General features: G+C 68.6%; 32 protein-coding genes, 1 tRNA gene and 1 pseudogene. 27 read left to right on the top strand and 7 right to left on the bottom strand.

Annotated elements, in window-relative coordinates; all coding sequences use genetic code 11:
* A tRNA-Thr gene (locus tag EVS81_RS07905) sits at nucleotides 1–72 on the top strand.
* A 90-nt stretch (nucleotides 73–162) separates the two neighbouring features.
* On the opposite strand, the pseudogene EVS81_RS16250 reads toward EVS81_RS07905, so the two are convergent.
* Nucleotides 163–252, bottom strand: a pseudogene (locus EVS81_RS16250) (helix-turn-helix domain-containing protein); the annotation flags it as partial.
* A 224-nt stretch (nucleotides 253–476) separates the two neighbouring features.
* Here EVS81_RS16250 and EVS81_RS07895 point away from each other — a divergent pair.
* The 23 genes from EVS81_RS07895 to EVS81_RS07785 all read left to right on the top strand — a co-directional run bounded on the left by EVS81_RS07895 (nucleotide 477) and on the right by EVS81_RS07785 (nucleotide 14,969).
* A complete protein-coding gene (locus tag EVS81_RS07895) occupies nucleotides 477–617 on the top strand; it encodes a hypothetical protein (protein ID WP_165384212.1) in 141 nt (46 codons plus the stop codon).
* Nucleotides 614–1,546, top strand: a complete 933-nt coding sequence (locus tag EVS81_RS07890; RefSeq protein WP_130109898.1) for a hypothetical protein — start codon at nucleotides 614–616, stop codon at nucleotides 1,544–1,546. The genes EVS81_RS07895 and EVS81_RS07890 overlap by 4 nt, the downstream gene beginning before the upstream one ends.
* Nucleotides 1,543–1,860: a hypothetical protein gene (locus EVS81_RS07885; RefSeq protein WP_130109897.1), complete on the top strand. Its 318-nt coding sequence runs from the start codon at nucleotides 1,543–1,545 to the stop codon at nucleotides 1,858–1,860. Before EVS81_RS07890 ends, EVS81_RS07885 begins: the two co-directional genes overlap by 4 nt.
* On the top strand, nucleotides 1,860–2,114 hold the full coding sequence (locus tag EVS81_RS07880; protein ID WP_130109896.1) for a hypothetical protein: 255 nt from the start codon (nucleotides 1,860–1,862) through the stop codon (nucleotides 2,112–2,114). The genes EVS81_RS07885 and EVS81_RS07880 overlap by 1 nt, the downstream gene beginning before the upstream one ends.
* Nucleotides 2,111–2,374, top strand: coding sequence for a hypothetical protein (locus EVS81_RS07875; RefSeq protein ID WP_130109895.1), 264 nt, complete (start codon nucleotides 2,111–2,113; stop codon nucleotides 2,372–2,374). Before EVS81_RS07880 ends, EVS81_RS07875 begins: the two co-directional genes overlap by 4 nt.
* Complete coding sequence (locus EVS81_RS07870) at nucleotides 2,371–2,601, top strand: hypothetical protein (protein ID WP_130109894.1); 231 nt, start codon at nucleotides 2,371–2,373, stop codon at nucleotides 2,599–2,601. Before EVS81_RS07875 ends, EVS81_RS07870 begins: the two co-directional genes overlap by 4 nt.
* 133 nt (nucleotides 2,602–2,734) lie before the next feature.
* A complete protein-coding gene (locus EVS81_RS16100) occupies nucleotides 2,735–2,908 on the top strand; it encodes a helix-turn-helix domain-containing protein (RefSeq protein ID WP_165384211.1) in 174 nt (57 codons plus the stop codon).
* A gap of 43 nt (nucleotides 2,909–2,951) precedes the next feature.
* A complete protein-coding gene (locus tag EVS81_RS07860; RefSeq protein ID WP_165384210.1) occupies nucleotides 2,952–3,644 on the top strand; it encodes an HNH endonuclease in 693 nt (230 codons plus the stop codon).
* 100 nt (nucleotides 3,645–3,744) lie between these two features.
* A complete protein-coding gene (locus EVS81_RS07855) occupies nucleotides 3,745–4,137 on the top strand; it encodes a hypothetical protein (RefSeq protein WP_130109891.1) in 393 nt (130 codons plus the stop codon).
* A 31-nt stretch (nucleotides 4,138–4,168) separates the two neighbouring features.
* Entirely contained in the window at nucleotides 4,169–5,512 is a 1,344-nt protein-coding gene (locus EVS81_RS07850) for a hypothetical protein (RefSeq protein ID WP_130109890.1), read from the top strand.
* A 98-nt stretch (nucleotides 5,513–5,610) separates the two neighbouring features.
* Nucleotides 5,611–6,786: a phage portal protein gene (locus EVS81_RS07845; protein ID WP_130109889.1), complete on the top strand. Its 1,176-nt coding sequence runs from the start codon at nucleotides 5,611–5,613 to the stop codon at nucleotides 6,784–6,786.
* Complete coding sequence (locus tag EVS81_RS07840; protein WP_130109888.1) at nucleotides 6,779–8,389, top strand: HK97 family phage prohead protease; 1,611 nt, start codon at nucleotides 6,779–6,781, stop codon at nucleotides 8,387–8,389. The genes EVS81_RS07845 and EVS81_RS07840 overlap by 8 nt, the downstream gene beginning before the upstream one ends.
* Nucleotides 8,390–8,392: 3 nt before the next feature.
* On the top strand, nucleotides 8,393–8,725 hold the full coding sequence (locus EVS81_RS07835) for a hypothetical protein (protein ID WP_130109887.1): 333 nt from the start codon (nucleotides 8,393–8,395) through the stop codon (nucleotides 8,723–8,725).
* The gene (locus EVS81_RS07830; RefSeq protein WP_130109886.1) at nucleotides 8,722–9,096 is read left to right on the top strand and encodes a hypothetical protein; all 375 of its coding nucleotides are present in this window, start codon (nucleotides 8,722–8,724) and stop codon (nucleotides 9,094–9,096) included. The genes EVS81_RS07835 and EVS81_RS07830 overlap by 4 nt, the downstream gene beginning before the upstream one ends.
* 13 nt (nucleotides 9,097–9,109) lie before the next feature.
* Nucleotides 9,110–9,529 (top strand): hypothetical protein, encoded by a 420-nt coding sequence (locus tag EVS81_RS07825; RefSeq protein ID WP_130109885.1) that lies wholly within the window; start codon nucleotides 9,110–9,112, stop codon nucleotides 9,527–9,529.
* Nucleotides 9,530–9,569: 40 nt separating this feature from the next.
* The gene (locus EVS81_RS07820) at nucleotides 9,570–10,025 is read left to right on the top strand and encodes a hypothetical protein (RefSeq protein WP_165384209.1); all 456 of its coding nucleotides are present in this window, start codon (nucleotides 9,570–9,572) and stop codon (nucleotides 10,023–10,025) included.
* A complete protein-coding gene (locus EVS81_RS07815; protein WP_130109883.1) occupies nucleotides 10,025–11,713 on the top strand; it encodes a hypothetical protein in 1,689 nt (562 codons plus the stop codon). Before EVS81_RS07820 ends, EVS81_RS07815 begins: the two co-directional genes overlap by 1 nt.
* Entirely contained in the window at nucleotides 11,710–12,066 is a 357-nt protein-coding gene (locus EVS81_RS07810) for a hypothetical protein (RefSeq protein WP_130109882.1), read from the top strand. Before EVS81_RS07815 ends, EVS81_RS07810 begins: the two co-directional genes overlap by 4 nt.
* Nucleotides 12,063–13,343 carry a hypothetical protein gene (locus tag EVS81_RS07805; RefSeq protein WP_130109881.1) on the top strand — a complete coding sequence of 427 codons (1,281 nt, stop codon included), beginning with the start codon at nucleotides 12,063–12,065 and terminating at the stop codon, nucleotides 13,341–13,343. The genes EVS81_RS07810 and EVS81_RS07805 overlap by 4 nt, the downstream gene beginning before the upstream one ends.
* Before the next feature lie 15 nt (nucleotides 13,344–13,358).
* On the top strand, nucleotides 13,359–13,880 hold the full coding sequence (locus EVS81_RS07800; protein ID WP_130109880.1) for a hypothetical protein: 522 nt from the start codon (nucleotides 13,359–13,361) through the stop codon (nucleotides 13,878–13,880).
* Complete coding sequence (locus EVS81_RS07795) at nucleotides 13,880–14,536, top strand: M23 family metallopeptidase (RefSeq protein ID WP_130109879.1); 657 nt, start codon at nucleotides 13,880–13,882, stop codon at nucleotides 14,534–14,536. Before EVS81_RS07800 ends, EVS81_RS07795 begins: the two co-directional genes overlap by 1 nt.
* Entirely contained in the window at nucleotides 14,533–14,772 is a 240-nt protein-coding gene (locus tag EVS81_RS07790) for a hypothetical protein (RefSeq protein ID WP_130109878.1), read from the top strand. Before EVS81_RS07795 ends, EVS81_RS07790 begins: the two co-directional genes overlap by 4 nt.
* A gap of 2 nt (nucleotides 14,773–14,774) precedes the next feature.
* A complete protein-coding gene (locus EVS81_RS07785) occupies nucleotides 14,775–14,969 on the top strand; it encodes a hypothetical protein (RefSeq protein ID WP_130109877.1) in 195 nt (64 codons plus the stop codon).
* Nucleotide 14,970: 1 nt separating this feature from the next.
* Here EVS81_RS07785 and EVS81_RS07780 read toward each other — a convergent pair whose 3' ends face one another.
* The 5 genes from EVS81_RS07780 to EVS81_RS07760 form a co-directional block, all read right to left on the bottom strand.
* Nucleotides 14,971–15,177 carry a hypothetical protein gene (locus tag EVS81_RS07780; protein WP_130109876.1) on the bottom strand — a complete coding sequence of 69 codons (207 nt, stop codon included), beginning with the start codon at nucleotides 15,175–15,177 and terminating at the stop codon, nucleotides 14,971–14,973.
* Nucleotides 15,174–15,488, bottom strand: coding sequence for a hypothetical protein (locus tag EVS81_RS07775; RefSeq protein WP_130109875.1), 315 nt, complete (start codon nucleotides 15,486–15,488; stop codon nucleotides 15,174–15,176). The genes EVS81_RS07780 and EVS81_RS07775 overlap by 4 nt, the downstream gene beginning before the upstream one ends.
* 78 nt (nucleotides 15,489–15,566) lie before the next feature.
* A complete protein-coding gene (locus EVS81_RS07770; protein WP_130109874.1) occupies nucleotides 15,567–15,854 on the bottom strand; it encodes a hypothetical protein in 288 nt (95 codons plus the stop codon).
* 15 nt (nucleotides 15,855–15,869) lie between these two features.
* Nucleotides 15,870–16,715: a tyrosine-type recombinase/integrase gene (locus tag EVS81_RS07765; RefSeq protein WP_130109873.1), complete on the bottom strand. Its 846-nt coding sequence runs from the start codon at nucleotides 16,713–16,715 to the stop codon at nucleotides 15,870–15,872.
* Nucleotides 16,712–16,966, bottom strand: a complete 255-nt coding sequence (locus EVS81_RS07760) for a hypothetical protein (RefSeq protein ID WP_205879403.1) — start codon at nucleotides 16,964–16,966, stop codon at nucleotides 16,712–16,714. The genes EVS81_RS07765 and EVS81_RS07760 overlap by 4 nt, the downstream gene beginning before the upstream one ends.
* 668 nt (nucleotides 16,967–17,634) lie before the next feature.
* Between EVS81_RS07760 and EVS81_RS07755 the strand changes: the two genes are divergently transcribed.
* From EVS81_RS07755 to EVS81_RS07745, 3 genes are all read left to right on the top strand, one after another.
* Nucleotides 17,635–18,735: an acyltransferase family protein gene (locus tag EVS81_RS07755; RefSeq protein WP_420813269.1), complete on the top strand. Its 1,101-nt coding sequence runs from the start codon at nucleotides 17,635–17,637 to the stop codon at nucleotides 18,733–18,735.
* Nucleotides 18,736–18,885: 150 nt separating this feature from the next.
* On the top strand, nucleotides 18,886–20,619 hold the full coding sequence (locus EVS81_RS07750) for a polysaccharide deacetylase family protein (RefSeq protein ID WP_130109870.1): 1,734 nt from the start codon (nucleotides 18,886–18,888) through the stop codon (nucleotides 20,617–20,619).
* On the top strand, nucleotides 20,616–21,320 hold the full coding sequence (locus EVS81_RS07745; RefSeq protein WP_130109869.1) for a hypothetical protein: 705 nt from the start codon (nucleotides 20,616–20,618) through the stop codon (nucleotides 21,318–21,320). The genes EVS81_RS07750 and EVS81_RS07745 overlap by 4 nt, the downstream gene beginning before the upstream one ends.
* A gap of 151 nt (nucleotides 21,321–21,471) precedes the next feature.
* Here EVS81_RS07745 and EVS81_RS07740 read toward each other — a convergent pair whose 3' ends face one another.
* Complete coding sequence (locus EVS81_RS07740; protein WP_420813268.1) at nucleotides 21,472–23,511, bottom strand: ABC transporter ATP-binding protein; 2,040 nt, start codon at nucleotides 23,509–23,511, stop codon at nucleotides 21,472–21,474.
* Between the last annotated feature and the right edge of the window lie 258 nt (nucleotides 23,512–23,769).

Genomic DNA, 23,769 nt, shown 5'->3' with positions numbered 1-23,769 from the left:
GCCGCCTTAGCTCAGGGGTAGAGCAGTTCCCTCGTAAAGAACAGGTCGTCGGTTCAAATCCGACAGGCGGCTCTCCTGGCCCTCGTCATCCGTGACGGGGGCCTTTCCTGTTTCCAGCCAGCTCTGATCGACTCCGGTAACGTCGGCCCACGCGATCAGGTACGGCCGCGTGGGCCTCCTGCGGCCGTTCTCGTAGTTGCCCACGGAGTTGCGCGAGATACCGAGAGCTTCGGCTAGCTCGATCTGATCCATGCCCGCGTACTCGCGTGCTCGGCGCAGGCGGTCCGTCAATTCAAACTCCGGGATTGCGCGTGCCCTCTGCGGTGTCATCTGCATCGTCATGCCCCAATTCTGACACAACGTAGTCACTTGACAACAAAGTTCCCACTCGGCGTGTCGAAATGACAACCGTGTAATTTCTTACCTATCGTGGTCCTATGACAACGATGCTCCCAAAACTCCTCACGACTCGTGAGGTGGCTGCACGCCGCGGTGTGACGCGGCAGGCAATCAGCCGAGCCGTGCGCGAAGGCCGGATCGAGCCCGCCGCGACGCTCGCCAGTGGCGCGCACCTGTTCACCGAGGATCAGGCCGAGTCCGAGGCGGGGGAGTCGTGAGCGTCGAAGCTCTCGCGCTCGCTCTGCACCACTCGCGTGCCAAGGGCAGCGCCAAGCTCGTGCTCATCGGGATCGCGAACCACGACGGCGACGGCGGCAGCTACCCCGCGACGCTGACCCTTGCCAAGTACGCCGGGTTCGAGGGCTGGGACGCCGAGCCCGAGGACGACACCCCCGAGGCCAAGAAGGCCGCACGCAAGCGCCGCGAGAACGCCAAGAAGGCCGCACGCGAAGCCGTGCGCAAGCTCGAAGCGCTCGGCGAGGTCGAGGTGATCACCAACGGCGGCGTGCAGGGCAAGCCCGAGCACGAGCGCACGAACCTCTACCGCATCCTGCTCGCCTGCCCGCCCGAGTGCGACCGCTCCGCGCAGCACCGCCTTATCCCTGTGGATAACTCCACGGAAGACCCCCGGGGCCACAGCCCCGCCCCGGGGCCACAGCCCCGTACCCCCCGGGGCCACAGCCCCGCCGAACCGTCCCTTAACCATCCACCTATGGGGAACTCTGGAACTACAGCCCGGGAGTCGCACGCGAACGACCGCGAAAGCGTCTCCACCGATGAGGCGAGCGGGTACGCAGACTGGCACCCCGGCCAGAAGATCGCCGAGGCCGCACGGCAAGCCGCCGACGCCGAGCAGCGACACCAGCCCGTGAAGCGGCCCGACCTCAGCCGAGCTGGCAGCAGTCGCTCTATGGTGCCGCCCGCAGTGGTGCCGCCACGCTTCGATCCCGCCAGCGTCCCCGCAAAGCCTCCCGTGCAGTCACCCGAGCAGCGCGCCATGAACGAAGCCGCCAACCGGCTCCAGTGCCCCGAGGGCTTCGGCACCGGCTCCGGCTCACGCCACCTCGTCCCGCCCACCCTCACCGGCTGCGCCCGCTGCGGCGAGGAAGCCGCCGACATCATCAACGGATTGGAACTCACAGCATGACGATCAAGCTCCGCGCATTCGTGTTCCGCGCCTCAATGGCCTGGCCACCCGGCTCTAACCCGTGGTCGACCGTCATCGGCGTCGAGCCCGAGGATCTCCTGACTACCGACATCCGCCGCGTCGAATGGTCGGCATCGCACGCCGAGGCGATGCAGGCCGCGTACAAGATGCTCGCCGACCTCGACGCCGAGCTGATGAACGAAGTCCACGAGAGCCATGCCAGCCGCCGCGTCGAGCGGTGCGGCGGATGCCGCGATCTCGGACCTCACCGCAACACACCCGACTGCGAGTTCTACACCCCGGAGGCCCCCTGATGAGCACCCCTACCGCACTCACCCGAGCCGCTGACAAGCTCGCCGACCTCATGCTCAAGTCCGGCGAGCAAGGCGTGATGATGCCCGAAGACACGATATCGACGCTCTGGGCAGTCATCGGTGTCTCCTACACCACCGCCCGCCACCCCGAGAGCGCACCCGAGCCCATCCCCGGCATGGTGGCCGACCTCGACCGTTGGCACGCGGCACTCTCCAAGACCCTCGCCGACCACAACCGAAGGACCAACCGATGAGCAAGCCTGCACCCCGCCGATACGTCGACATCATCATCGCCGCTGACCAGGCCGACGCGAAGGCATACGCCGACAAGCACGGGCATTGGCCCTACTTCGCTGTGACGCCCCGCAGCATCATCGGCGCGAGGGGCCGCACCGGCCCCGTATACGCGACCCGGAAAGCTCGCCTGCACCCCGCCTACGAGCGCATGCGCGACGAGTCCGCACCGGCCGGGGCGACCCTGCCCCGCCGCGCGAGGGACCGGAGGATCGCATGAGCGCCCGGGCTCGCGCCTGGGTGGTTGGCGTGCTTGTCGCGATCATCTACGTCGGAGGCTTCGGTGCTGGCGGCTGGTTCGCGGGCATCGAGGTAGGCGAGGTGACGTACTACGGCATGGTCGGTGCCCTGGCCGTGGTTGGCCTGGCAATGCTCACCGTCGGAATCGTGGCGGTCATCGTGCTCCTGATCTTCGCCGCGCTGTCGTGGATCGAGAGGGGGCACTGATGTACACGCTACTCACGACGACCGGCGTCGGCTCGTCGCTGCTGCTGCTCGCCATGCTCGGCATGGTCGTGTGGTGCCTGGCGACGGATCGGGGGCCGCGAGCATGAGCGCGGTGAAGGCTCCGGTGCGGCTGATGACGACTGAGGAAGCGGCTGTGCTGCTCGGGATCTCGAAGCGGGCGCTGGAGCAGATGCGGAACCGTGGGCGCGGCCCCGCGTACACGTACGTGGGCCGCTTCCCCCGGTACTCGCGTGCCTCGATCAACGCCTACCTGGAGGCGCGCGCGAAGGGTCCGGGCCGTGGCTAGCGGGCATCGGGGCGGCACCGAGAACCAGAAGCTGACCCGGGCCGTGATCGACTACTACGGGCCTGTGTGCTGGCTGAACCTGCCCGGGTGCACGAAGCGTGCGACCACCAAGGATCACGTGATCCCGGTGAACCTGGGCGGCGATGACAGCATGGAGAACCTGCGCCCCGCCTGCAACAAGTGCAACGGGAAGCGGCAGGATCTCGCGATCAGTGGAGCGGACCCGCACGGCATCAGCGTGGTCGTCGTGACGGGTCCGCCAGCTGCTGGCAAGTCGTCCTATGTGCGCGAGAACGCGAAGCCCAAGGACATCGTGATCGACCTCGACCGCATCGCCAGCGCGTTCATGCCGGGTGATGTGAACGACCGGCACGGCTACCCGCCCCACATCAGGAACATCGCTATCGGCGCCAGAAAGGCCGCGATGCACCGGGCACTGCGCACCCGCTACCCCTGCACCGTGTGGCTGATCCACGCCGTGCCAGCACGTGACCAGCTCCAGCAGTACGCACGCCTGCGCTACCGCGTCGTCACCCTCGACCCGGGCCGCGCCGAGGTGGAGGCACGGGTGCGCAAGCTCCGCCCGCACGACAGCCTGCAAGGCGTGGCTCGATGGTATACGCGCTACCCCGAGGGCGTGGCATCGGTCGAGCGCATCGCCTCCACTCGCCCGGTCGCATCGGTCAGCCGAGACGAAGCGAGCGAGCAGCAAGCGGAGCCGTCGCGCGCATGGTGACCGGCCCGTTTTTCCGTGCGCGATGCCCCGACACCCATGCGCTCCCCTCCCTTTTCTCTCCCCGAACCCCTACAAAAAAATCCCAGGACGGAGGCCCGAAATGGTTGACCGGACCGCGCTGACGCTCGACCTATTCGACGGCGAAACCGACCCGAAACCGGGGGATTCTCTGCAAGTCGAAGCGGTTCGCGCGCTGATCGCCGAGATCCGCGAGAACGGCACCATGACCGCCGCGAAGCAAGTGATGTGCGCCACGGCCATGCGACTGGCGCACATCATCGAGCAACCCAAGTCCGCTATCGCCGCTGTGCAGGCCGCTGCGCAGCTCACCCCGCTCATCGAGAAGCTGACCGCCGAGGAAGGCAACGCGGCAGGCTTCACCCCCGAAATGAAGGCCCTAATTGATGCTCTCGCCGTTGACCCAGCGTCCTATGCCCAGCCCCCGGCAGGCGACCCCTCTGAACCCGGAACGCCCGACCCTGCTACGCCATAACGCAGCTATCGCGCAGGCGATGGGATGGCCCTTGATCCCAGCGCAGGAATACGTGCTCGCGGGCGCGTCCGAGATCGACCCAGAGACCGGGACGCTCTACTACGGGCGCGTCGTGGTCACCGTGCAGCGCCAGTTCGGGAAGACCACGATGGATGCGATCGACTCAACCCGCAACTGCATGATGGGGCCGAACCGGCGCGCATGGTACACCGCGCAGGACGGCACGCACGCACGCGAGAAGTTCCGCGAGATGGAAGACGTACTAGAGAAGTCGCCCATCGGCGGCATCGGGACCGGGCTCGTGTCGAAGTACCTGCGCGGCAACGGCTCCGAGCTGGTGCGCTTCATCAACGGCTCGGAGTGGAGGCCGCACGCCCCCGGCCCCGAGAACCTGCACTCCAAGCAGTCGGACAAGAACACCATCGATGAGGCGTGGGCATTCACCGAGCGCGAGGGCCGCGACCTGATGCAGGCGATCACGCCGACCACGACCACCCGGCGCATGCTCACCGGCCACCAGCCGCAGACCTGGATCATGTCAACCGAGGGCACCATCGAATCGACCTGGTTCAACCCGATCCTGGACGAGTGCCGCAGCGGTGCGCCCGTGCGCACGTTCTTCGTTGACTTCGGGATCCCCGACGACATGGACCCCGAAGACCTTGAGGGCATCGCGAAGTGGCACCCCGGCTATCGGCATCTGTTCGACATGCGCGACCTCCAGAAGTTCCGCGGCGAGTTCGGCAACGACGCGAACGGCTTCGCGCGCGCCTTCGGGAACCGGCGCACCGGCTCCAGCGAACGGGTGATCCCCGCGACCCTGTGGAACGCGGGCCGCACCCTAGAGAAGATCCCCGAGGACTCGCCCGTGTGCGTCGGCGCGGCGGTCGGCGTGGACGGCGTAGACGCCGCAATCACGATCTCGGGAATCCACCCCGAGCTGGGGAAGATCACCGAAGTCATCCCGAACGGCTGGCGGGACGGGTCCGCCTGGGCGCTGCTGCGCCTCAAAGAGCTGCAAGCGAACGCGGGCAGGCCCGTGCACGTCGCTATCGACGACCGAGGCCCCTCCGCAGCGCTCCGCCAGAACGCCGCGAACGCCGGTATCCCGCTGCTCGACGTGCGCACCAACTACGTGGTCGCGGCCTGCCAGCAGGTCATCACGGGACTTGAGACGGGGGAGTGGCACTTCCGCTCGCACGACGCGCTGGAGCACGCGGCAGACCTCGCCGCGCGCCGCTGGATCCAAGACGGCGCATGGGTGTGGGGGCGTCGCGCGTCGGTCGGCTCCATCGCCGCGCTCGAAGCCGCCACCCTCTCATCGCACGGCCTCGACAACCTGCCCGAGGACCCCGGCGTGCAGCTCTGGGTGTAACAAACATGTGTAGCTTAATGAGCGTTGGTGAGCGCTCATGAGCGCTGGTGAGCGTTCGCGCTAGGTGATCCGGTTGACGGGCCGCGAGCATTCTGGGCATGGGAATCATGCAGCGCACTGCCGAACTCATCGGCTTCGCCAAGCGCTCCGCCGAGGATACGCCGAGCGCTCCGCCCGCGATCATGCCGCCGCCCCGCCAGCACGTCCTCAACGACACCACGGCGATGCTCATCCTGGATGTCTACCGGGCGGTAGAGGTGCTCCAGATCGGCGTCTCGCAGCTCGGCCTGGACCAGTGGCGGGGCGACCGGCGCACCTCGCCCGCGTCCATCATCGTGAAGCCCGACACCGAGACGCACCGGCCCGCGTTCCTCGAATGGTCGGTCGTGTCGCTCGCGCTCGACGGCAACGCCTACTGGCGCATCCTGCGAGGCATGAACCGCGAGCCCATCTGCCTCCAACCCCTCAACCCCGCCGAGGTGTCCCCGGTGCGCGACGAAAAGACGGGCCGCGTCAAGTTCTACTGGCGCGGCCTCGAACTCGCCCCCGGCGACCGCACGGGTGGCGATATCGTGCATCTCCAGAAGCTCCGGAAGCCTGGGCGCGAAAAGGGTCTCGGCCCCATCGAGGCGGCACGAGTTGAGCTGACCGGCACGATGCAGGCACGCGACTACTCGTCAACCTGGTTCGAGCGCGGCGACGTTCCCAGCGGGATCCTCACCACCGAACAGCAGCTCAACGGCGATGTCGCCGACGAGTACAAGAAACGGTGGATGGGGTGGAATCCCGAGACGGGCAAGTACGAGCCGAGCGGGCACGGCGTCCGAGTGCTCGGCCACGGGCTCAAGTATGACCCCCTCCAGATCAAGCCGGCCGATCTCCAGTTCCTCGAAACGCAGCAGTTCAACACGACGCAGATCGCCCGCCTGTTCGGCATTCCTGCCTCGCTCATGCTCGCCGTGATCGAAGGCAACTCGCAGTCTTACGCGAACGTTGAGCAGGACTGGATCGCCTTCACCCGGTTCACGCTCATGGTGTACCTGCGCGAGATCGAGGAGGCCTTGTCCAGCGTCATCCCGCACGGCAATCACGTGCGTTTCAACGTGGACGCCCTGCACCGCTCCGACACCCTCACCCGATACCAGGCCCACGAGGTCGGCATCCGATCCGGCTTCCTCACCGTGCCCGAGGCTCGCGAGATCGAGGGACTGGACCCGCTCACCCCCGAACAGCTCGCCGCTCTCACCCCGACGCAGGAGACCACCAATGTTTGATCCCACCGCGACCCAGACCCGCACATTCCAGGCCCGCGCCGTCGCCGACGTGCCCAAGCGCGAGGTGTTCGGCATCGGCGTGCCCCTCGAAGTCGAGACGCAGGTGTACCCCGGCTTTAACGAGCTATTCGCGCAGGACTGCGAGTTCGACAACCTGGAGCGCGCCAAGCTCAAGCTCGACCACGGCCCCCTCATCGGCGTCACCCGCACCGCGACCCGAGCCCCCGGCAAGCTCGACATCACCGGCTACGTGTCGGAGACGACGCACGGCAACGACGCCCTGACCCTCGCCAACGATGAGGCCCTGGACTCGTTCTCCATCGGCTTCACCCCCATCGAGTACGAGCGCACCGACCACGAGGACGGCAGCTTCACCATCCGTCACACCCGGGTGCGCGTGCGTGAGTTCAGCCTGACCGACAACCCCGTCTACACCGATGCGGTCGTCACCGACGTTCGCAGCCAGACCCCCAAGGAAGGAACCCCCATGCCCCCCACCACCGACGCGATCACGCGCGAGGACTTCGACGCCCACCGCTCCGAGCTGTCCGAGCAGATCCGCTCCGTGCAGGCGCAGCTCGCGCAGGTCAGCAGCCCGCAGCCCGAGCGGCCCGCGGTCCAGTTCCGCAGCTTCGGCGAGTTCATCCGCGCCTACCACCGCGGCGACACCGAGGCCCGCGCCCTGCACACCGCCTACACCGAAGCCGCAGCCGGTGCCTCACTGCACGAGCAGCGCGCCTATGACGGCGGCGTGATCGCGGATACCATCGCGAAGGCCCCCTGGATCGGTGACGTGATCCGCCTGATCGACAAGCCCCGCAAGGTGCTCAACAGCTTCCAGACCGCGCCGCTCCCCGCGACGGGAACCCAGATCGAGTACGGCGTGCTGGAGTCCAACACCGTGCAGGTCGACAAGCAGGCCGCGGAAGGCGACGAGCTGGCGAAGGGGCAGGTGTCCGTTGGGTCGGACACTGCGCCGGTCGGCACGTACGGCGGCTGGTCGGAGCTGTCGTTCCAGGCTGTCGAGCGCGCCGACATCTCCCTGCTGAACCTCACCCGCCGCGCGCAGGCAATCGCCTACGCGCAGCAGACCGAGGCCGAGGTGCGCGCCCTGCTCACCACCACCATCACCGACAACATCACCGCGGGGCACAACCTCGACCTGATCGCCTCCCCGAAGGCCGCAGACTGGGTATCCCTGTTCATCGACGCGCACGACGCGTTCGATGACGCCGCCCTCCCCATCGCGGGTCTCTACCTCTCCAAGGACAAGTTCAAGGAGCTGTTCACGCTCGCCGATCAGAACGACCGGCTGCAGTTCCAGATCTTCGGCACCGGGGCGAACAGCGTCGGCGAGCTGAAGGTCGAGGGCCTGGAGGGGCAGGTGTCCACCACCCGCGTGCGGCTCCTCCCGGGCGCGGCGACCGGGAGGGGCGCGTTCTACAACGAGCAGGCGATCACAACGTTCGAGAACGCGGGCGCGCCCGTCTCGCTCGAGGACGCGAACGTCACCAACCTCACCCGCTCGTACAGCATGTACGGCTACCTCGCGACCGCCTGCGAGATCCCGGACGCGATCCTCCCCATCGACTTCGCGGTCTGACCCATGCCACTTCCCACCGAAGCCCAGGCCGTGCAGGCGCTCGCCAAGCACCTTGAGGAAGACCCCAGCGATGAGAGCGTGAGCGCAGACGCTCGCGCCGCGCTCGACATGGTGACCCGTCACCTGGGCGCGGCAGGCTCGGCGGCGATCCCGGCCATGGTGGGGGCGCTCGCTGTGACCGAGTGCGGGGCGGCGGTGTTCTACCGTCGCCTCGCCCGGAACGGGATCACGACATTCGGCAGCGGAGAGGTGGTCCCGATGCGGATCTCGAAAGACCCCATGAGCACGGTGTATCCGATGCTTGCCCCCTACGCGACCCCTGGGATCTCACGATGAGCACTCGCACCGAACGACTCGCCCAGATCCGCGACACCATCGCGGAGCACGTGCCCGAGGGCGTCCCCGTCACGAGTGACGCCCGCGACCTCGACAAGCGCCGCCAGGCGGAGGGTGTCGTGTTCGTCCACCCGGCCCCGCGCCTGGAGTTCCCGGTGCCGCAGGTCACCCGTTGCACCTGGACCGTCTGGGTGCTCGGCAAGGCCGGGGATGCGCTCGACGCAATGGGCGCTATCGACCCGATTCTCGACGCCCTGATTGCCTCCCCGCTCCCGCTCGACGCCGCCGAACCCGGCGCGCGAGAGGGCACGGACGGCGCGCCGGATCTCCCCGGCTACTCCCTCACCATCACCGAAGACTTCTACAACTAAAAGGAGCACCATCATGGCTGAACAGCCCGTCAACGCTCGACTCGTCAAGCAGATCACCCTCAAGGTCGGCGAAGACAGTTTCTCCAAGCACGTGAACAACTGTCGGTACGCGCGCACCTCCAGCATGCAGGAATGGCGCGGCGGCACCCCCGACGCCGTGTTCACCGACGAGACGGCCCCCACCTACACGTTCGAGCTCACCGGCATTCAGGACTGGGAGACGGCCACGTCGCTCTGCAACTTCCTGCTGGAGCACGAAGGTGAGACCGCCGAGGTGGAGTACAAGCCCCACCATGACGGCGAGGTGTCTTTCATCTCCGATATCAAGATCGTGTCCCCGGAGATCGGCGGCGCGGTCGGCGCGTACAACGAGTTCACCGTCACGATGGGCTCCACCAAGCCCACCCTCGTGCGCACCCCGGCAGGCCCGTAAGCCGATGCTCGACGTTCGCAAGTCTCCCGAGCTACAGGCCGTGATCCTGTTGCTCAAGACTGCCGCCGCGCCCGTCCGCAAAGAGATGCGGGCGGGCGCGCGGCGCGAACTCAATGCGACCTGGAAGCCCACCCTCCAGCAGTTCGCGAAGACCGCGCAGCAGCAGAAGGTGATCGTGCGCGGTGCACGCGCCAAGGTCGGCTCCGACAACTTCCAGATGCTCGCCGCGACCTCCCGCCGCTCCCTCTCAGGCGGGCTCAACCCCGCAACGCAGTGGCACGGTGCAGAGTTCGGCGCGAACCCCAAGCGCGTCGAGGTGTCGATCCGCGGCAACCGCCGCACACAGATCGCAGGCCGAAACTTCGGCCCCCGTCAACAGCGCGGCAAAGTCGCCTTCCCCGCAGCCCGCAAGGTCGGCCCCCGCATCGTCGCCGCCTGGGTAAACGGCATCGTAAAGGGCCTCGCCCGCGGCAACAAGAACCTGGAGACACGCTAATGGCAATCGAGATCAAGTTCCTATCAAACGTGGTCCGCTTTCTCAAGGGCACGAACGACATGGAGGAAGCCCTCGATGATGTGGCCGACACGCTCGATGACGTAGCGAAGGACGCGAAGAAAGCCGGTGACAAGACCGGCGACGCGCTCACCGACGCAGCCAAGGACGCCAAGCGCGCAGGCGACAAGATCGGCGATGAGATCAGCGACGGCGCGAAGGACGCCGAGCAGAGCGTCGAGCGCCTCGAACGCACCTTCAAAGACATGGCCGACACCGCCCGCCGCGAGACCGGGGACGCCTCAGACGCGATGCGCTCCGACATGCGCGACGGAGCAACGGGAGCGAGCGAGGCCGTCACCGAGTTCGGCGATGAAGCTGTGCAGAACATGTCCGAAACGTTCTCGTCGTTCCGTGGCGAGGCCGAAGACTTCGCGCAGATCGCTCAAGATACCTTCGGCGGTGTAATCTCGGCGCTCGGCCCAGTCGGCATGGCCGCAGGCGCGGCGGGTGCAATCGGTATCGGCATGATCATGGCCTCGCTCGAAGAGGGAGAAGAGGCAGCGCAAGACATGCGCGACCGCGTGGGCGAACTCGCAGGCCAGCTCATCGAGATCGGCGGCGACCCTGTAGCGCAGCTCGACGCCATAGTCGAGGGCCTCAAAGATCTCGCCTCCGAGAGCGAGGAAGGCGAAACCTCCCTCGCAGATCTCCGGGCCGCCGCAGAGGGCAGCGCCACCGGATTCCAGCGCCTCGCCGACGCCTACGCCGGGAACACCGAGGGCTTGCGCGACATGCTCGAAGCCGAGAAGGAACGACTCGCCGCCGCAGAAACCAGCTACAACCAGGATAAGCGCTGGGACCAGGAGAAGACCAAGAACCTCCGAGACCAGCGCGACGGCCTGCGCACCATCGTTGACGGGCTAGAGAAGGCCAGCACTGCCGCGGAGGAAGCCGAGGCCGAAGAGGCCGCCTGGCTCGCATCGAACGGTCCTGCCTATGAGGCGAAGGCCGAAGCTATCGATTCGCTCCAGGGTGAGCTGAACGATGCAATCGGATCGTACGGCGATTTCATCGACGCAGAGACCGGGGCCACTGATCCAGCCGGGTATCTCGCGGCGATGCAGGCCCGGATGGATGCCACCGCAAATTTCAACTCGAATGTTCAGGATCTCGCGAGCAGATTCGGGCTCTCTCACGACGAGGTACAGGCGATCCTCGACAAGGGTCTAGATTTCGCGCCGATGCTGCAAGATCTCATCAACGGGGGGTACGACGAGCAGTACGTCGAGCAGCTCCGAGCGATGCTCGACGGCGGGCAGTCCATCGTCGATGGAACCCCGATCACCGCGAAGATGACCGGCGAGGCAGACACTGAGGGCGCGGTGAGTGCGCTCGAAGCGGCCTCCGCAGACCGTGATACCACGATCAAGGGGAGCGCGGAGACCCGCACCGCGGCCCGTGACCTCGACGGCGTGGCAGACAAGAAGCGCACCGCGAAGATCACCGCGAAGGCGCAGACGACGCTGGCCTCGTCGGCGCTGCGCTCAGTGGCCCGGAATCGCACCGCGAAGATCACCGCACAGGCGTCGACGTGGGCGGCAGAGCAGGCCCTGAACCGCTTGACCCGCGCGCGCACTGTGCAGGTGACGGCGGATGTTCGGACGAGGGAAGGGAAGCCCGTACCGTGACGACAACGATTTCTGATGGTGTGACGACGCTGCACCCGAAGGTGTGGATGCAGTACGTGTCCGACCGGGACAGCAACACCCGCGAACACACCCTCCTCAGTGGCGGCATCGCGTTGACGGTCGCCCCCGCAACCCCCCGCCGTGTCGCGGTCGCGTTGCTGTTCAATTCGGAGGCGGAGAGCGAGGCGTGCGAGCAGATGCACGCCCGCCCGGGCATCCTCTCGATCACCGAGGAGGGCAGGCCCACGCACTCGATGCAGTATGCCGTGGTCGGTACGGTGCGCCGCGAGCTGGACCCGGAGAATGCGGCGGTGTGGATCGTGACCGCTGAGGTGCGGGAGGTCGGGCAGTGATCCCGATCCGTGCGGTCTCGGCGCGCCTGCTGGAGCGGATCACGCTCGCCCCACTGGCCGAGCCGATCAGCGTATCCCTGAGCATGGACGAAGAATGGTCGCCCCGTATGCAGGGCACGATCACCGTCCCCGATACCGCCGACCTCTCCGGCGGGCTCCTCTGGAAACACCAGGGCGACACGATCACACTGGAGCTAGTGACCCGGTACGGGCCGATGCTGGGTGTCGCAGGTGACGGCGACCCGGGCGGCTCGTGCGCTGCGCTCACGGCCCGGTTTGGGGGCAGTGTCGCCAGGTGGCGGGAGGATCTCACCCGACCGTGGAACCCGGGCGAGCACATCGAACCCCTCTCCACCGCGACCGGCCTTTGGGGTGGTGCGGTGGCGGCGGTCACGACCGACCACGCAGGGGATGTGGATGCGATCACGGGGCGGCTGCGCGTCGCGGGCGGCTCGTACCGGATCCGCCCCACCGAGCGGCTCCTGCTCCGGCTGCGCGTGCGCCGCATCCTCCCGTCTGCGCAGGAGGGCACCATCGTCTACGAGGTCGCGGGAGAGGACACCCGCCTACACGACTACCGCCGCACCAGCACCACCGCGAAGACGTTCACCGAGAGGTTCTCGCTGCGGCAGGTCGTGCATGAGGTGCTCACCGAGATCGCCGCAGGCTCGAACCCGGTCTACTCGATCGGTCTGCATCCCGGCCCGGATATCGCGATCCCAGAATCCGCGCTCTGGGACCCCGCCGTCAGCGCGTGGGAGTTTTTGCAGCCGATCCTGGAGGCCGTGGGATGGACGCTCTACGCCGACACCGACGGCCTGCACCGCCTCCACCCCCGCAGCACGGAGACCGCGCCGGTCATCCTCGACGCGACCGACAACCTGAGCCGGTGGGAGCCCGTCACGGACTACGAGACCGCCTACTACGACGGGGCGATGGTCGAGTACCTCGACGCGGAGCCCCTCGACCCGCGCCGCTGGGACGTGTACATGATGCCCGGTGCAACCCGCATCCTCCACGAGACCCGCCCCGGGATCCGGCACCTCCCCGGCGCCGCCGAGCAGCTCGTCACCCGATCCCGCACCCGTGCAGGACGCGCCACCGCACACGCCACCGTGCAGCTCGGATTGCGCCCCGGGCACCGCGTCGAGGTCCGCCTACCCCCGTACGACGCGCACGGCACCCCGGTCGTGCCCGTCCACCACGGCACACTCGCCACCCTCACCCACACCTACCCCGACGCCGAAACCACATTCGGCTTCCGCGACGTCATCTAGAAAGGACCACACATCATGCCGCTCGACCTCAAAGGCATCCATCAGTACACCGAAGCCGACGACGAAGCAACGTTCTCCGACCTCCTCAATCTCGGCCAGGGCTCCATCTCGGATGCGATGACGTACCTGTCTGGGCCGGGGGCGAATCGCGACGCGCTCGACCCCGCACCAGCCGGGGCGATGTGGCAGGACACCGACGGAGACCAGCGCCTCTACTCCACCGGCCCGGACGGCAAATGGCGACTCCACGAAGGCTACGCCTCCGGCCCTGCCGCCTCGTGGGATCTGGGCGGAGCATCCGGCCCCATCACGCTCTACGTGCGCACCGTCATCGTAGATATCCCCACCGTGCTCGCCCTCGATGAAACCATCCTCGTCGGACACGCGCCCCCCTCGTCCGGGTTTACGTTCGTCTCGCTCATCGGCCACACGCGCCACGCCGACCGCACCACGCTCTCGCTCCGTCACATGATCGTGCAGGCCGCCACACAAACCGCGTGCCATTTCACCTGGCGCATCGTGAAGGCAGGCCTCTAATGAGCATTCGACTCGTCAACCCCTGCCCCAAGGGCCGCGAAACCGACGGCTACGGGTGGCGTGCCGCGATCCCCGGCGTCGTCCCCGCACAGCTCCACACGGGGCAAGACTGGGCGGCACCCGAAGGCACCCCGGTGCTCGCGATGCACGCGGGCCGCGTCTCCCGCACATGGTGGGACCGCTTCGCAAGCGGTGCCGCAGCAGGCGGACACATGATCGAAATCGGGTCCGCCCGCGTGACCACCCGGTACGCGCACCTCTCCGGCTACGCCGTAAAACCCGGCGACGCCGTGAAAGCCGGGCAGGTCATCGGCTACGTCGGCTCGACCGGAGCCGCCACCGGCCCACACCTCCACGGCGAGCTACTCATCGGCAGCGGCTTCGTTGACCCCATGCCCTACATCCGATCCACACCCACCCCCACAGCAGAGGAGTTCCCCATCATGGCCGCAGACATGTTCGTCCGCCGCACCGACCAAAGCAAGGTCTACGCCGTATCCCTCACCGAGAGCCACGGCAAACGCCCGAAATCCCGCCCCGTCTCCTCCCTGGAATGGACCGTCTACCAGCGCGCACGCCGCCGCGCAGGACTCGGCGTACCCGTCACCGAAGAAGGCCCCGACGCCATGAGGGCGCTCGTCGGGCGGGAGCGATGAGCGCGCCCGTGCTCGCCGCGCTCATCGCAGCAGGCGGCGTGCTCGGAGCGGCCGTCATCACGGCCTGCGCGACCCTCGCGGGCCTGCTCTGGCGGCGCATGATCCGCGCCGAAGTCACCAACCACGGCTTGTGGGCGTACACCCGTGACCTGATCGACCACATCTACCGCGGCCGCATCGGCCCACCCCCATCACCACCCGACCACATCAAACACCTCTACCAGACAGGAGACTAACCATGCACTGGACCCGCCTCGCCCTCTACAGCATCGCCACCATCGCCGCGAGCATCATCGCGGTACTCGCCTACATCGCGGACGACCTCGCCACGATGGGCGTCGCCCTCGGCTGGATCACCACCAACATCATCGCGGGAGCGAACGTCAAGATCCCCGCACCCGACACACAGATAGGCGACCACGCCGCAGAGTGAGCTAGTCGCGCACCAGACGGGCTACCCGAGGTTCGGTGTAGCCCGTCACCTGCGCGATGCGATACATGCTCATACCCTCCGACCGTGCGGCCCGCGCGACCTCGCGCAGCACGTCGCGCTCACGCTCCACCAGCCGCTCAGCGTCGGCGACCGCCGCAGCAGCCGAGCGGAGGGCAGCCACTCGGCCGCCCTCCGCTCCGTCTGTCACGCCAGCTCCCATGCGAACGGCGCAGGCGAGCGCAGCACGCCCTCACGCGTCAGCTCATTCAGCGCGTAGTCGATCATCTGCATATCGACCTCGCCCCGCTCCCGGTACACCTCCACCGAACTCGACGCCCCACCCTGCACCGCCTCCAGCGCGGCCACGAGCGCAGCATCTCGATGAGCACCGATCCACGCATCCACCGCCGCCTGCGCGTCCGGCAGCGTCTCGAACTCGTGCACCGCCGCCCCTACCGAGGCCGCATAGGCCGCGCCCCGAGTCTCGACCTTGTGGCTGCGGTAGATGATCGTGGTCATGATGTACTCCAATCGGAAGATGTAACACCATACTAACGCGACGTTAGTATCTGCGCAAGGGGTGCAGCCGAGTGAGTGCTACTCGTCACCCTCACGCTTGCCCACCGCAGCGACCACCGCCGCCCCAGCGAGGAAGGGCGCGGCCCAGCCGAACAATGTTCCGCCCACGCCCATGCGCGCAGCGTTCAGCAGCTCCTCCTCGACCCCGGAGCCGCCCGCAGCGGATCCGCGCAGCACCCAGAAAAGCCCCAGGGCGAGCAGCACGACCCCAGCCCAAAGGAGCAGGCGGAATGGCCCGAGCGCGCGGGGCGCGAGCTTCGCGGCACCCTTGATTGGGGCGTGATAATCCTTCTGCGTCTCACTCATGCTGCGATCCTATCCCTACGCCGCGAGCCGGAGAGTGCCGACCGCGGCAACCTTGGACGCCCAGTGGATATCGGTGTAGAGCTGGGTCGTGCTCACATCGGCGTGCCGCATCAGCTCCTGTACGACGCGGAGGTCGGCGCCGCGGCCGAGCAGCTCCGTACCGTAGGAGTGGCGCAGCATGTGCGGCTTCGCATGCCCGTACCCCGCGCGCTGCATCGCGCCCTTGATCGCTGCATATACGGCCTTGCGGCCCACGCACCCCTCGACTGTGTAGGCGGGGAACCAGTGGCCCGCCCGGGGCCACCGCGCCGCGAGCGCGCGCAGCTCGTCGTGAAGTGGCACGATCTCGACTACACCGCCCTTGCCCTCGATGATGAGCGTTCCCCGATCCAGGTCGATATCCTCGCCCCGGATCTTCGCGATCTCGTGAATGCGCATCCCCGAGAGCACCGCGAGCAGGATGTACGCGCGCGTACGCTCGCGATTCGCAGCATCGTAGATCGCCCGCACCGCCTCGAAACTCAGCGGGCGCGGTTTCGTGCGCGCTCGCTTCGGCTTCGGCGTCTCGTCGGTGGGATCGTCGAGACGCACACGGGCCTTCACCATCCAGGCGCAGAACGCCCGGATGGTTGCGTGATAGCTGTACCGGCTCGCGTCCGACAGCTCGGGGCGACCCGTGTACATGATGATGTGGAACGGGGCGAGCGTGCGAGGCGTCGCCCCGGTGACCTCGAACAGGTGCCGCATCGTCGCGTCCCGCTCGTCATAGGTGCGATCAGAAAGGCCCTGGGCCACTTGCCACCCCCGCCACGTCGTGAGCAGGGCGTCGGTGTCGTCCCAGAGGGTCGGCTGATCCGTCATTGAGTCGTCTTCCTTTGTCCGTACCGCTGTTGGGCGGCTTGCTTAGAAATCCCCAGGCCGTCACCGATCATGGCCCAGGACCGCCCGTGCGAGCGCTGCCCCTGCACGGCATCGGCAATCACCCGGTCGAGATCGTCACGAAGAGCCGCAAGGTCCGCTAGCTCCACCTCGTCAGCCGCAGCGACCCGCCTGCCCGCAGCGCGCAGCATCCGCCGCAGCATCGCCAGAAACTCGCCGGTCTCGACGCTCACACCGCACCGCCCGAGCCGCGCGATTCACCGTCAACCGCGCGTTGACGGTCCCGGCGACAACGCGGGCAGAAGCGGATGACCTCGCTCGCCTCCGGGCCGGATGGAATGCCGGGCTCGAATACATGGTTGGGGGATCCGCACCGATCGCACGATAGGCGGATCCAGCCGTCCGCTGTCGCCCTCATCGCGCGTTCACCGCCTCGACCATCCAGGCGGGCACTGTGTCGGGGCACTCGGGCCAATCTTGGACCTTGTAAAGAACAGGTCGTCGGTTCAAATCCGACAGGCGGCTCTCTTCGGCCTCCACCGTCTCGGTGGGGGCCGTTCCTGTTTCAGCCCGCGCCCGACGCGCGGGCGACCTGTTCGCGCGCTCGGCCTGTTCGCGCGCCGGGCCTGTTCGCGCGCTCGGCCTGTTCGCGCGCCAGTAGTTGTCGCCAAACGTGAGCTGAGGCCGCAACTACTGACGCGCGAAGCGGAGGAAGCCGCAACTACTGACGCGCGAGGGGGGGGAGGCCGCAACTACTGACGCGCGAGGGGGGGAACGGAGGGAGGAACGGAGGGCGGAACGAATCAGGAGGGATCGGGAGGGAACGGGAGGGGCGGGCGCGCGCGAGGACGAGAGGGCGCGCGAGAGCGTGCAGACAGGAAGCGTCGCATATGCTATGCGGGTGACCGCAGACCCCACCATCGCGCCGTCGGTGCGCACCGCGAAACCACGCATCGCGGTGTGGGATAACGCCCGCTTCCTGTTGATCGTGCTCGTGGTGGTCGGCCATGCCATCTCGACGGTGCGGAACGATTCGCAGCTCGGCTTCGCGCTCTACGCCTACATCTATCTCTTCCACATGCCCGCGATGATCCTGCTCTCCGGCATGTTCTCCCGCGCAGAATCGTCGCCCAAGGTGCTGCGTTCCACCATCCAACTGGTGCTGGTCTGGCTGACGTGGGAGGCGATCTGGGCGGGAATCCACTTCGCCGTCGAGGAGAAGACGCCGGGCCAGAACTTCCTGGTCTCGCCGGCCTGGACGCTCTGGTTCCTGGTGACGCTCGCGACGATGCGCATTCTGCTGCCCTACATCGCGATGCTGCGGTGGCCGCTGCTGACCTCGATCCTCATCGCCCTCGCCTCCGGCATCCTCCCCGCGATCGGCACGCAGTTCTCGGCTTCGCGCACGCTCGCGTTCCTGCCGTTCTTCGTCGCGGGCTGGTTGGTCCGCCAGCGAGGCTGGCTCGAGGGGCAGTGGTTCGTCCGCCCGTCGCGGGGCGCGCTCGTCGCGGCTTGGGCCGGCCTCGGGGCGCTCGCGGCGGCCTTCGCGGCGACGCCCGGCCTGCGCGAGTTCTGGCGCATCGACAGGTGGCTCACTTGGCGGGACGACTACACCTGGCTGTTCGTGAACGCGCCGATCGGCGACTGGGTGCCCGACCAGTGGGGGTGGGTGATGCTCGGCGGAGCCGCGGTGACCGCCGCACTCATGGCCGTAGCGGCCGCGATGACCCTCGCGCTGCTCGTCGTGACGCCGCGGCGCAGGAGTGCGATGACCGTGTGGGGCACCCGCACCCTCTACGTGTATCTGCTGCACGGGCCGATCATCTGGGTGCTGCGCGAAACCGGGGCCATCGATCGGGTCGGTGCGCTGGGGGTGCCCGGCGTGCTGATCGTCGTGGCGTTCGGCATCGGGCTGGCGATTCTGCTCTCGATGGCCTGGGTACAGAAGTCCTTCTCGGCGATCGTCGAGCCGCGATTCGACGGGCTGCTGCGCCGCTCGTAGCGCTCCTGCTGCCCGGAGCGGTGGATCGGCGGCGCATCGGCGGCGCATTCTGCGGGGGTTCCCGGCGCGCCGCGCCCCGTGAATGTCGGCGGCGGGCGGTAACTTCGGATCAGGCATTCCGCGTCGGAGTGCGTGAACCGAGGAGGGGACATGCCGCAGCGCGCCAGGGTGTTGCGCAACCGCGGCGGTGCCGCGCGTGCGCGGCGCGGACGGCGCGTGCGGCGTGCGGCGTACAGCCTCGCCGCGTTCGTGGTGGTCGGCGGTCTCGTCGCGTGCGCGCAGATCCCGCCGGTCGCGGACTGGTCGCCCGCCGCGTGGCCGGATCCCGCCGGAACGCGGCTCCTGCCGGCTGATGATCCGGCTGATGATCCGGCCGGCGACGGAGCCGGAGACGGCGCGGCGGCATCCGGAGGCGCCGCGGAGAACGATGCCGAGGGCGCGACGTCCGACGGCTCCGCAGAGCCGGCCGGCACCGGGAATCCTCCCGACGCGATCGTGCCATCGGCGGCCGAGCTCGGATTCATCGAGCGCCGCGTGCGCAACGATCACACCAGGTTCCACGCGCGATACATCGAGATTCCGGGATGGCATCTCTTCAACGTGCGAGTGGCGGATCTGCTCGCGCAGCAGATCGCGACGACGGGCGGTACGTTCACACCCGAAGTGTTCCCGGTATCTGCGGGCCTGTCGAACGCGGGGTGCGTGCCCGGGTCGGCGAGCTGGCCTGGCGCGCGCGTGCTCTCCGATCCCGAGACCGGGCCCGCGGAGGGCGCCGGCGTCGCGGTGGTCTGCGACCTCACCGCGGCGTTCGGAAGCTCCGTCGGTGTGGTCATGCGCGTCGTGGCGGGAGACGCATCGGGGGTGACACGGGACGAGACGGTGACGCTGTACACCGACCTGGCGACGGGGGAGGTGCACGAGGACCGCGAGCTGTGGACTGCCGAGGCCGCGGGCGAGCTGTGGCGCAGCACGGTCGAGCTGCTGCGCCGGGACGCCGGAGGCCTGAGCGCCGCACCCGTGTCGGAGCCTGCCGAGGAGCAGCTCGCGCTGGCGCAGCGCGCACTGGTGGCGGCGCGACTCGGTGAGACCGGCGCGCGGATCACCCTTCCCGCGGGAGTCGCGGCTCCCGAACTCGCGGGCCTGGGCATCGACGCGACCGCGGGGCCCACTGTCGTCGAGGTCGATGCGCAGACCGTCGCCCGCTGGTCGACCGGGCTCGGCGCACAGATGCAGGCGCAGCGAGGCGTGCCCTTCACCGGGATGCCGGCGTGGCGCGCCGATCACGAGGTGGACTGCGCCCTGCTCGCGTGCGTCGCCGTGACCTACGACGACGGGCCCTCCGAGTACACGGCGCAGCTGCTCGACACGCTGCGCGACGAGCAGTCCGCCGCCACGTTCTTCATGGTGGGCCGCTCGATCCGAGCGCTGCCGGAGGTGGCGCAACGGGTCGCCGCGGAGGGGCATGAGATCGCGAGCCACACCATGACGCACCCCGACCTCACCACCCTCTCGCCGGCGAAGGCGCGCGACGAAGTGCGCGACGTGGAGCAGATGCTGGCCGAGCTCACCGGTCGCAGCATCGACATGTATCGCCCGCCCTACGGGGCCGTGAACCAGAAGGTGCTCGACGCCGTCGATCAGCCGGCCATTCTCTGGTCGATTGATACGCTCGACTGGAAGAAGCCGTCGCTCGAGCAGCTTGTCGAGCGCTCGGTCGGCGCCGCCGAGCCCGGCGACATCATCCTCTTCCACGATATCCATGCCGAAACGGTTGAGCATGCCGACGTGGTGCTCCGCGGATTGCGGGATCGCGGCTTCACTCTCGTGACCGTGACGGAGCTCTTCGACGGCCGGGTTCCGGAGGGACGGGTGTCGCGACGATGACCCGACGGAGCGAGCGCAGGCGGGCGGCGGCCCGGGTGGTGGTGGAGCCCGCCGAGCCGACGGCGCGCGCGGAGCCGCCGGGGTCGCGGCGCCCCGGCCGCGGGCGGCGCTGGGTGACGGCGGCGGTGCTCGTGCTGCTGCTGATCCTCGTGGGCGGCGTCGCGTACGCTGCGACACTCGGCCCCGAGCAGTTCGCGAAGCTGCAGGCCGAGACCGCCGACGGGGCGCAGACGGTCGCTGTGGGCGACACGGCCACCGTGGTGCCCGAGCCGGGGTGGGTCGTGCAGCCGCTCGTGCGCGACCTCATCGAGTGGCCGCCGTTGCCGCCGCTGAAGGACTGGTCCGTGCTGCTCGGCGAGCAGAGCGGCGTGCTGCTGCTCTCGCCCGACCAGCGGCTGCGGGTCGAAGTCGATGTGCTGCCGGGATCGAGCGACCGCGCGGGGCTGGCCTGGCTACGCGAAGAGGGCCGGGGGATGGGCGCGAGCGGCGCGACGGACGAGGATCCCGGGGCTCCGGAGGTGCGTGACGAGATGCTCGCCTCCGGGCTCGGCGTGCGCCACGTCGATGGACCGGAGCGGATCGCGGCGGTGGTCGACACGGGATTCGGCATCGTCACGGTGCGCGCCGACACGGGACGCGAGCCGATCGATCCGTATCGCCCGGCCATTTCGGCTCTCCTCGAGAGCCTCAGCGCTCGCTGAAACCTGCGGCTTGGCCTGCACTTCGCACCTCGTCATCCTGCGCGACCGGAGGGAGTCGCAGGATCCACGCGGCGAATCCATAGATCCTGCGACTCGCAAACTCGCGCAGGATGACGGTGAAGGTTGCCCGGCGGGGCCGCGATCCGGCCGCCTACGATTGCTCGGGCACGAGCAATTGGTGCTGCGCGAGCTCGCGGTAGAGCGGCGTCGATTCGAGCAGCTCGGAGTGGGTGCCCTCGCCGATCACTCGGCCTTCGTCGAGCACCACGATCTTGTCCGAGTCGATCACGGTCGAGAGCCGGTGGGCGATCACGATCAGGGTGCGCCCCGTGGCGACGGAGTCGAGGGCGTCGCGCATGAGGCGCTCGTTGACTCCGTCGAGGCTCGCGGTCGACTCGTCGAGCAGCAGGATCGGCGGAGCCGTGAGCAGCGCCCGCGCGATGGCCAGGCGCTGCTTCTCGCCGCCCGAGAGCATGATGCCGTTCTCGCCCACCTGGCTGTCGAGCGCGGCGGCGAGCTCGGCGTCGGAGAGCGCCCGGTCCGACCCGTCCGTCTCGGTGAGGCCGGCCGTGTCCGTGCGGCGCGCGCGCTCGGCGGCGGCCGACCGGTCCAGCAGCCCGCCGAGGTTCACCGCGCGCAGCACGCGCTCGCACGCGGCGTCGGTGGACTCAGGGGCGGCGATGCGCAGATTGTCGCGCAGGCTGCCGGCGAGCACGGGGGCGTCCTGCTCCACATACCCCAGTTGCGCGCGCACCTCGGCGCGGTCCAGCGTGCGCAGGTCGGCCCCGTAGAGGGAGACGGCGCCCCGGTCCGGGTCGTAGAATCGCTCGATCAGGGCGAGGATCGTCGATTTGCCCGCGCCGGAGGGGCCGACCAGCGCGACGCGCGATCCGCGTGGCACCGCGAACCCGACCCCGTGCAGCACCGGCGTCTCGATGATCTCGGCGGGAGCCGCCTCGGCGTCGCGCCGAGACCCGCCCCGGCCGCCGCGCACCAGCTCGCGGGCGTCGGCGCGCTCGGGTGCCGCCGAGCGGTAGGTGAAGTGCACGTCCGAGAACCGGATCGCCGCCGCGTAGTCGAGTCCGGAGTCGGCGAGCGGCGCCGTGCGCCCGAGCGGCGAGAGCTGCTGGTCCCGCTCGGTCTCGGTGGGCAAGGAGGTGATCTCCTGGATGCGGCCGAGCGCTCCCAGGGCCTGATTCACCGCCGAGATCGCTCCGAAGGCCTGACCCAGCGGCATGATCATGAGGAACAGGAAGATGATGAAGGTGACGAGCTGCGCGATCGTGATCGCGCCGGTGGCCACGCGGAAGCCGCCGATGCCCAACACGGCGAGGAACGACACCTGCATGGCGATGAACGACACGGGCACGATGAGCGCCGAGATGCGCGCGACCCTGATCCCGAGGCGGTAGGCCTCGGCGGCCTCGCCCTCGATCTCCCGCTGCTCGCGCTTCGCGGCTCCGGCGGCGCGGATCGTGCGCATTGATCCGATCGCGCGGTCCACCGCCGCGGCGAGGTCGCCCACCTTCTCCTGCGAGCGCGCGACGGCGGGCCGGATCCTCGCCGAGAGCGCGACGACGACCACGACGGCGACCACGATCACTCCGAAGGTGACCGCGAAGAGCAGGGGGTCGATCACGAGCATGCCGATGAGGGCGCCCGCGAAGAGCAGCGCGCCGCCCACGGCCTCCACGAGCCCCTGCGTGAGCACCGCGCGCAGCAGCGTCGTGTCGCTGCCCACGCGCGACACGAGGTCCCCCGTGCGGCGGCGGTCGAACTCGGCGATCGGCAGGTGCAGGATCTTGGCGACGAGCCGCTTGCGGCTGGCGAGCACCACGCCCTCCCCCATGCACTGCAGCAGGTAGTGCTGATAGCTGTTGAGCAGGGCGCTCGCGAGCACGAGCCCCACCAGCGCCCACAGCAGCCCGCCCAGGGCGGCGGACTGCTGCACCCGCTCGATCACCGAGCCGACCAGCAGGGGCTGCGCGAGCGAGGCGAGCGCGCCCAGCACGCTGAGCCCGGCGATGAAGAGCAGCTTGCCGCGCTGCTCGAAGAGGTAGGGGAGCAGCTGCTTCAGGGTCGCGCGAGGGCCGCGCGTCTGCGCGGTCGCGTCGCGCCGGGGCCGGCGGGACCGAGCGGTCCGGGAGATGGGGACGGTGTCGCTCGCGATGTCGTCTGGTCTGTCGGCCACGGCCACCACTCTAAGCCAGGGTGCCTGGCAGCGCGCTTCGGCGATCCGGCGCGCGCCCTGGAACACGCACGGAATTCGAGTCCCGTCAGGTGCGTTATCCGGTTGATTTCGCACCTGCTGAGCCCACAATTTGGGCGTGTGGGGCGGGCGAGGGCGCGCGGGGGATCGGGCGCGCGGGGGCGGGGGATCGGGCGCGCGGGGTCGGGCGCGCGCGGGATCGGGCGCGAGGGATCGGGGCTGACGAGGGTGCGCGGGATC

This window comes from Leucobacter triazinivorans, assembly GCF_004208635.1.
In the GTDB taxonomy this organism is placed as follows: Bacteria; Actinomycetota; Actinomycetes; order Actinomycetales; family Microbacteriaceae; genus Leucobacter; species Leucobacter triazinivorans.
Note: the sequence above shows the minus strand (reverse complement) of the source record. Positions and strands in the feature narration are given on the sequence as shown.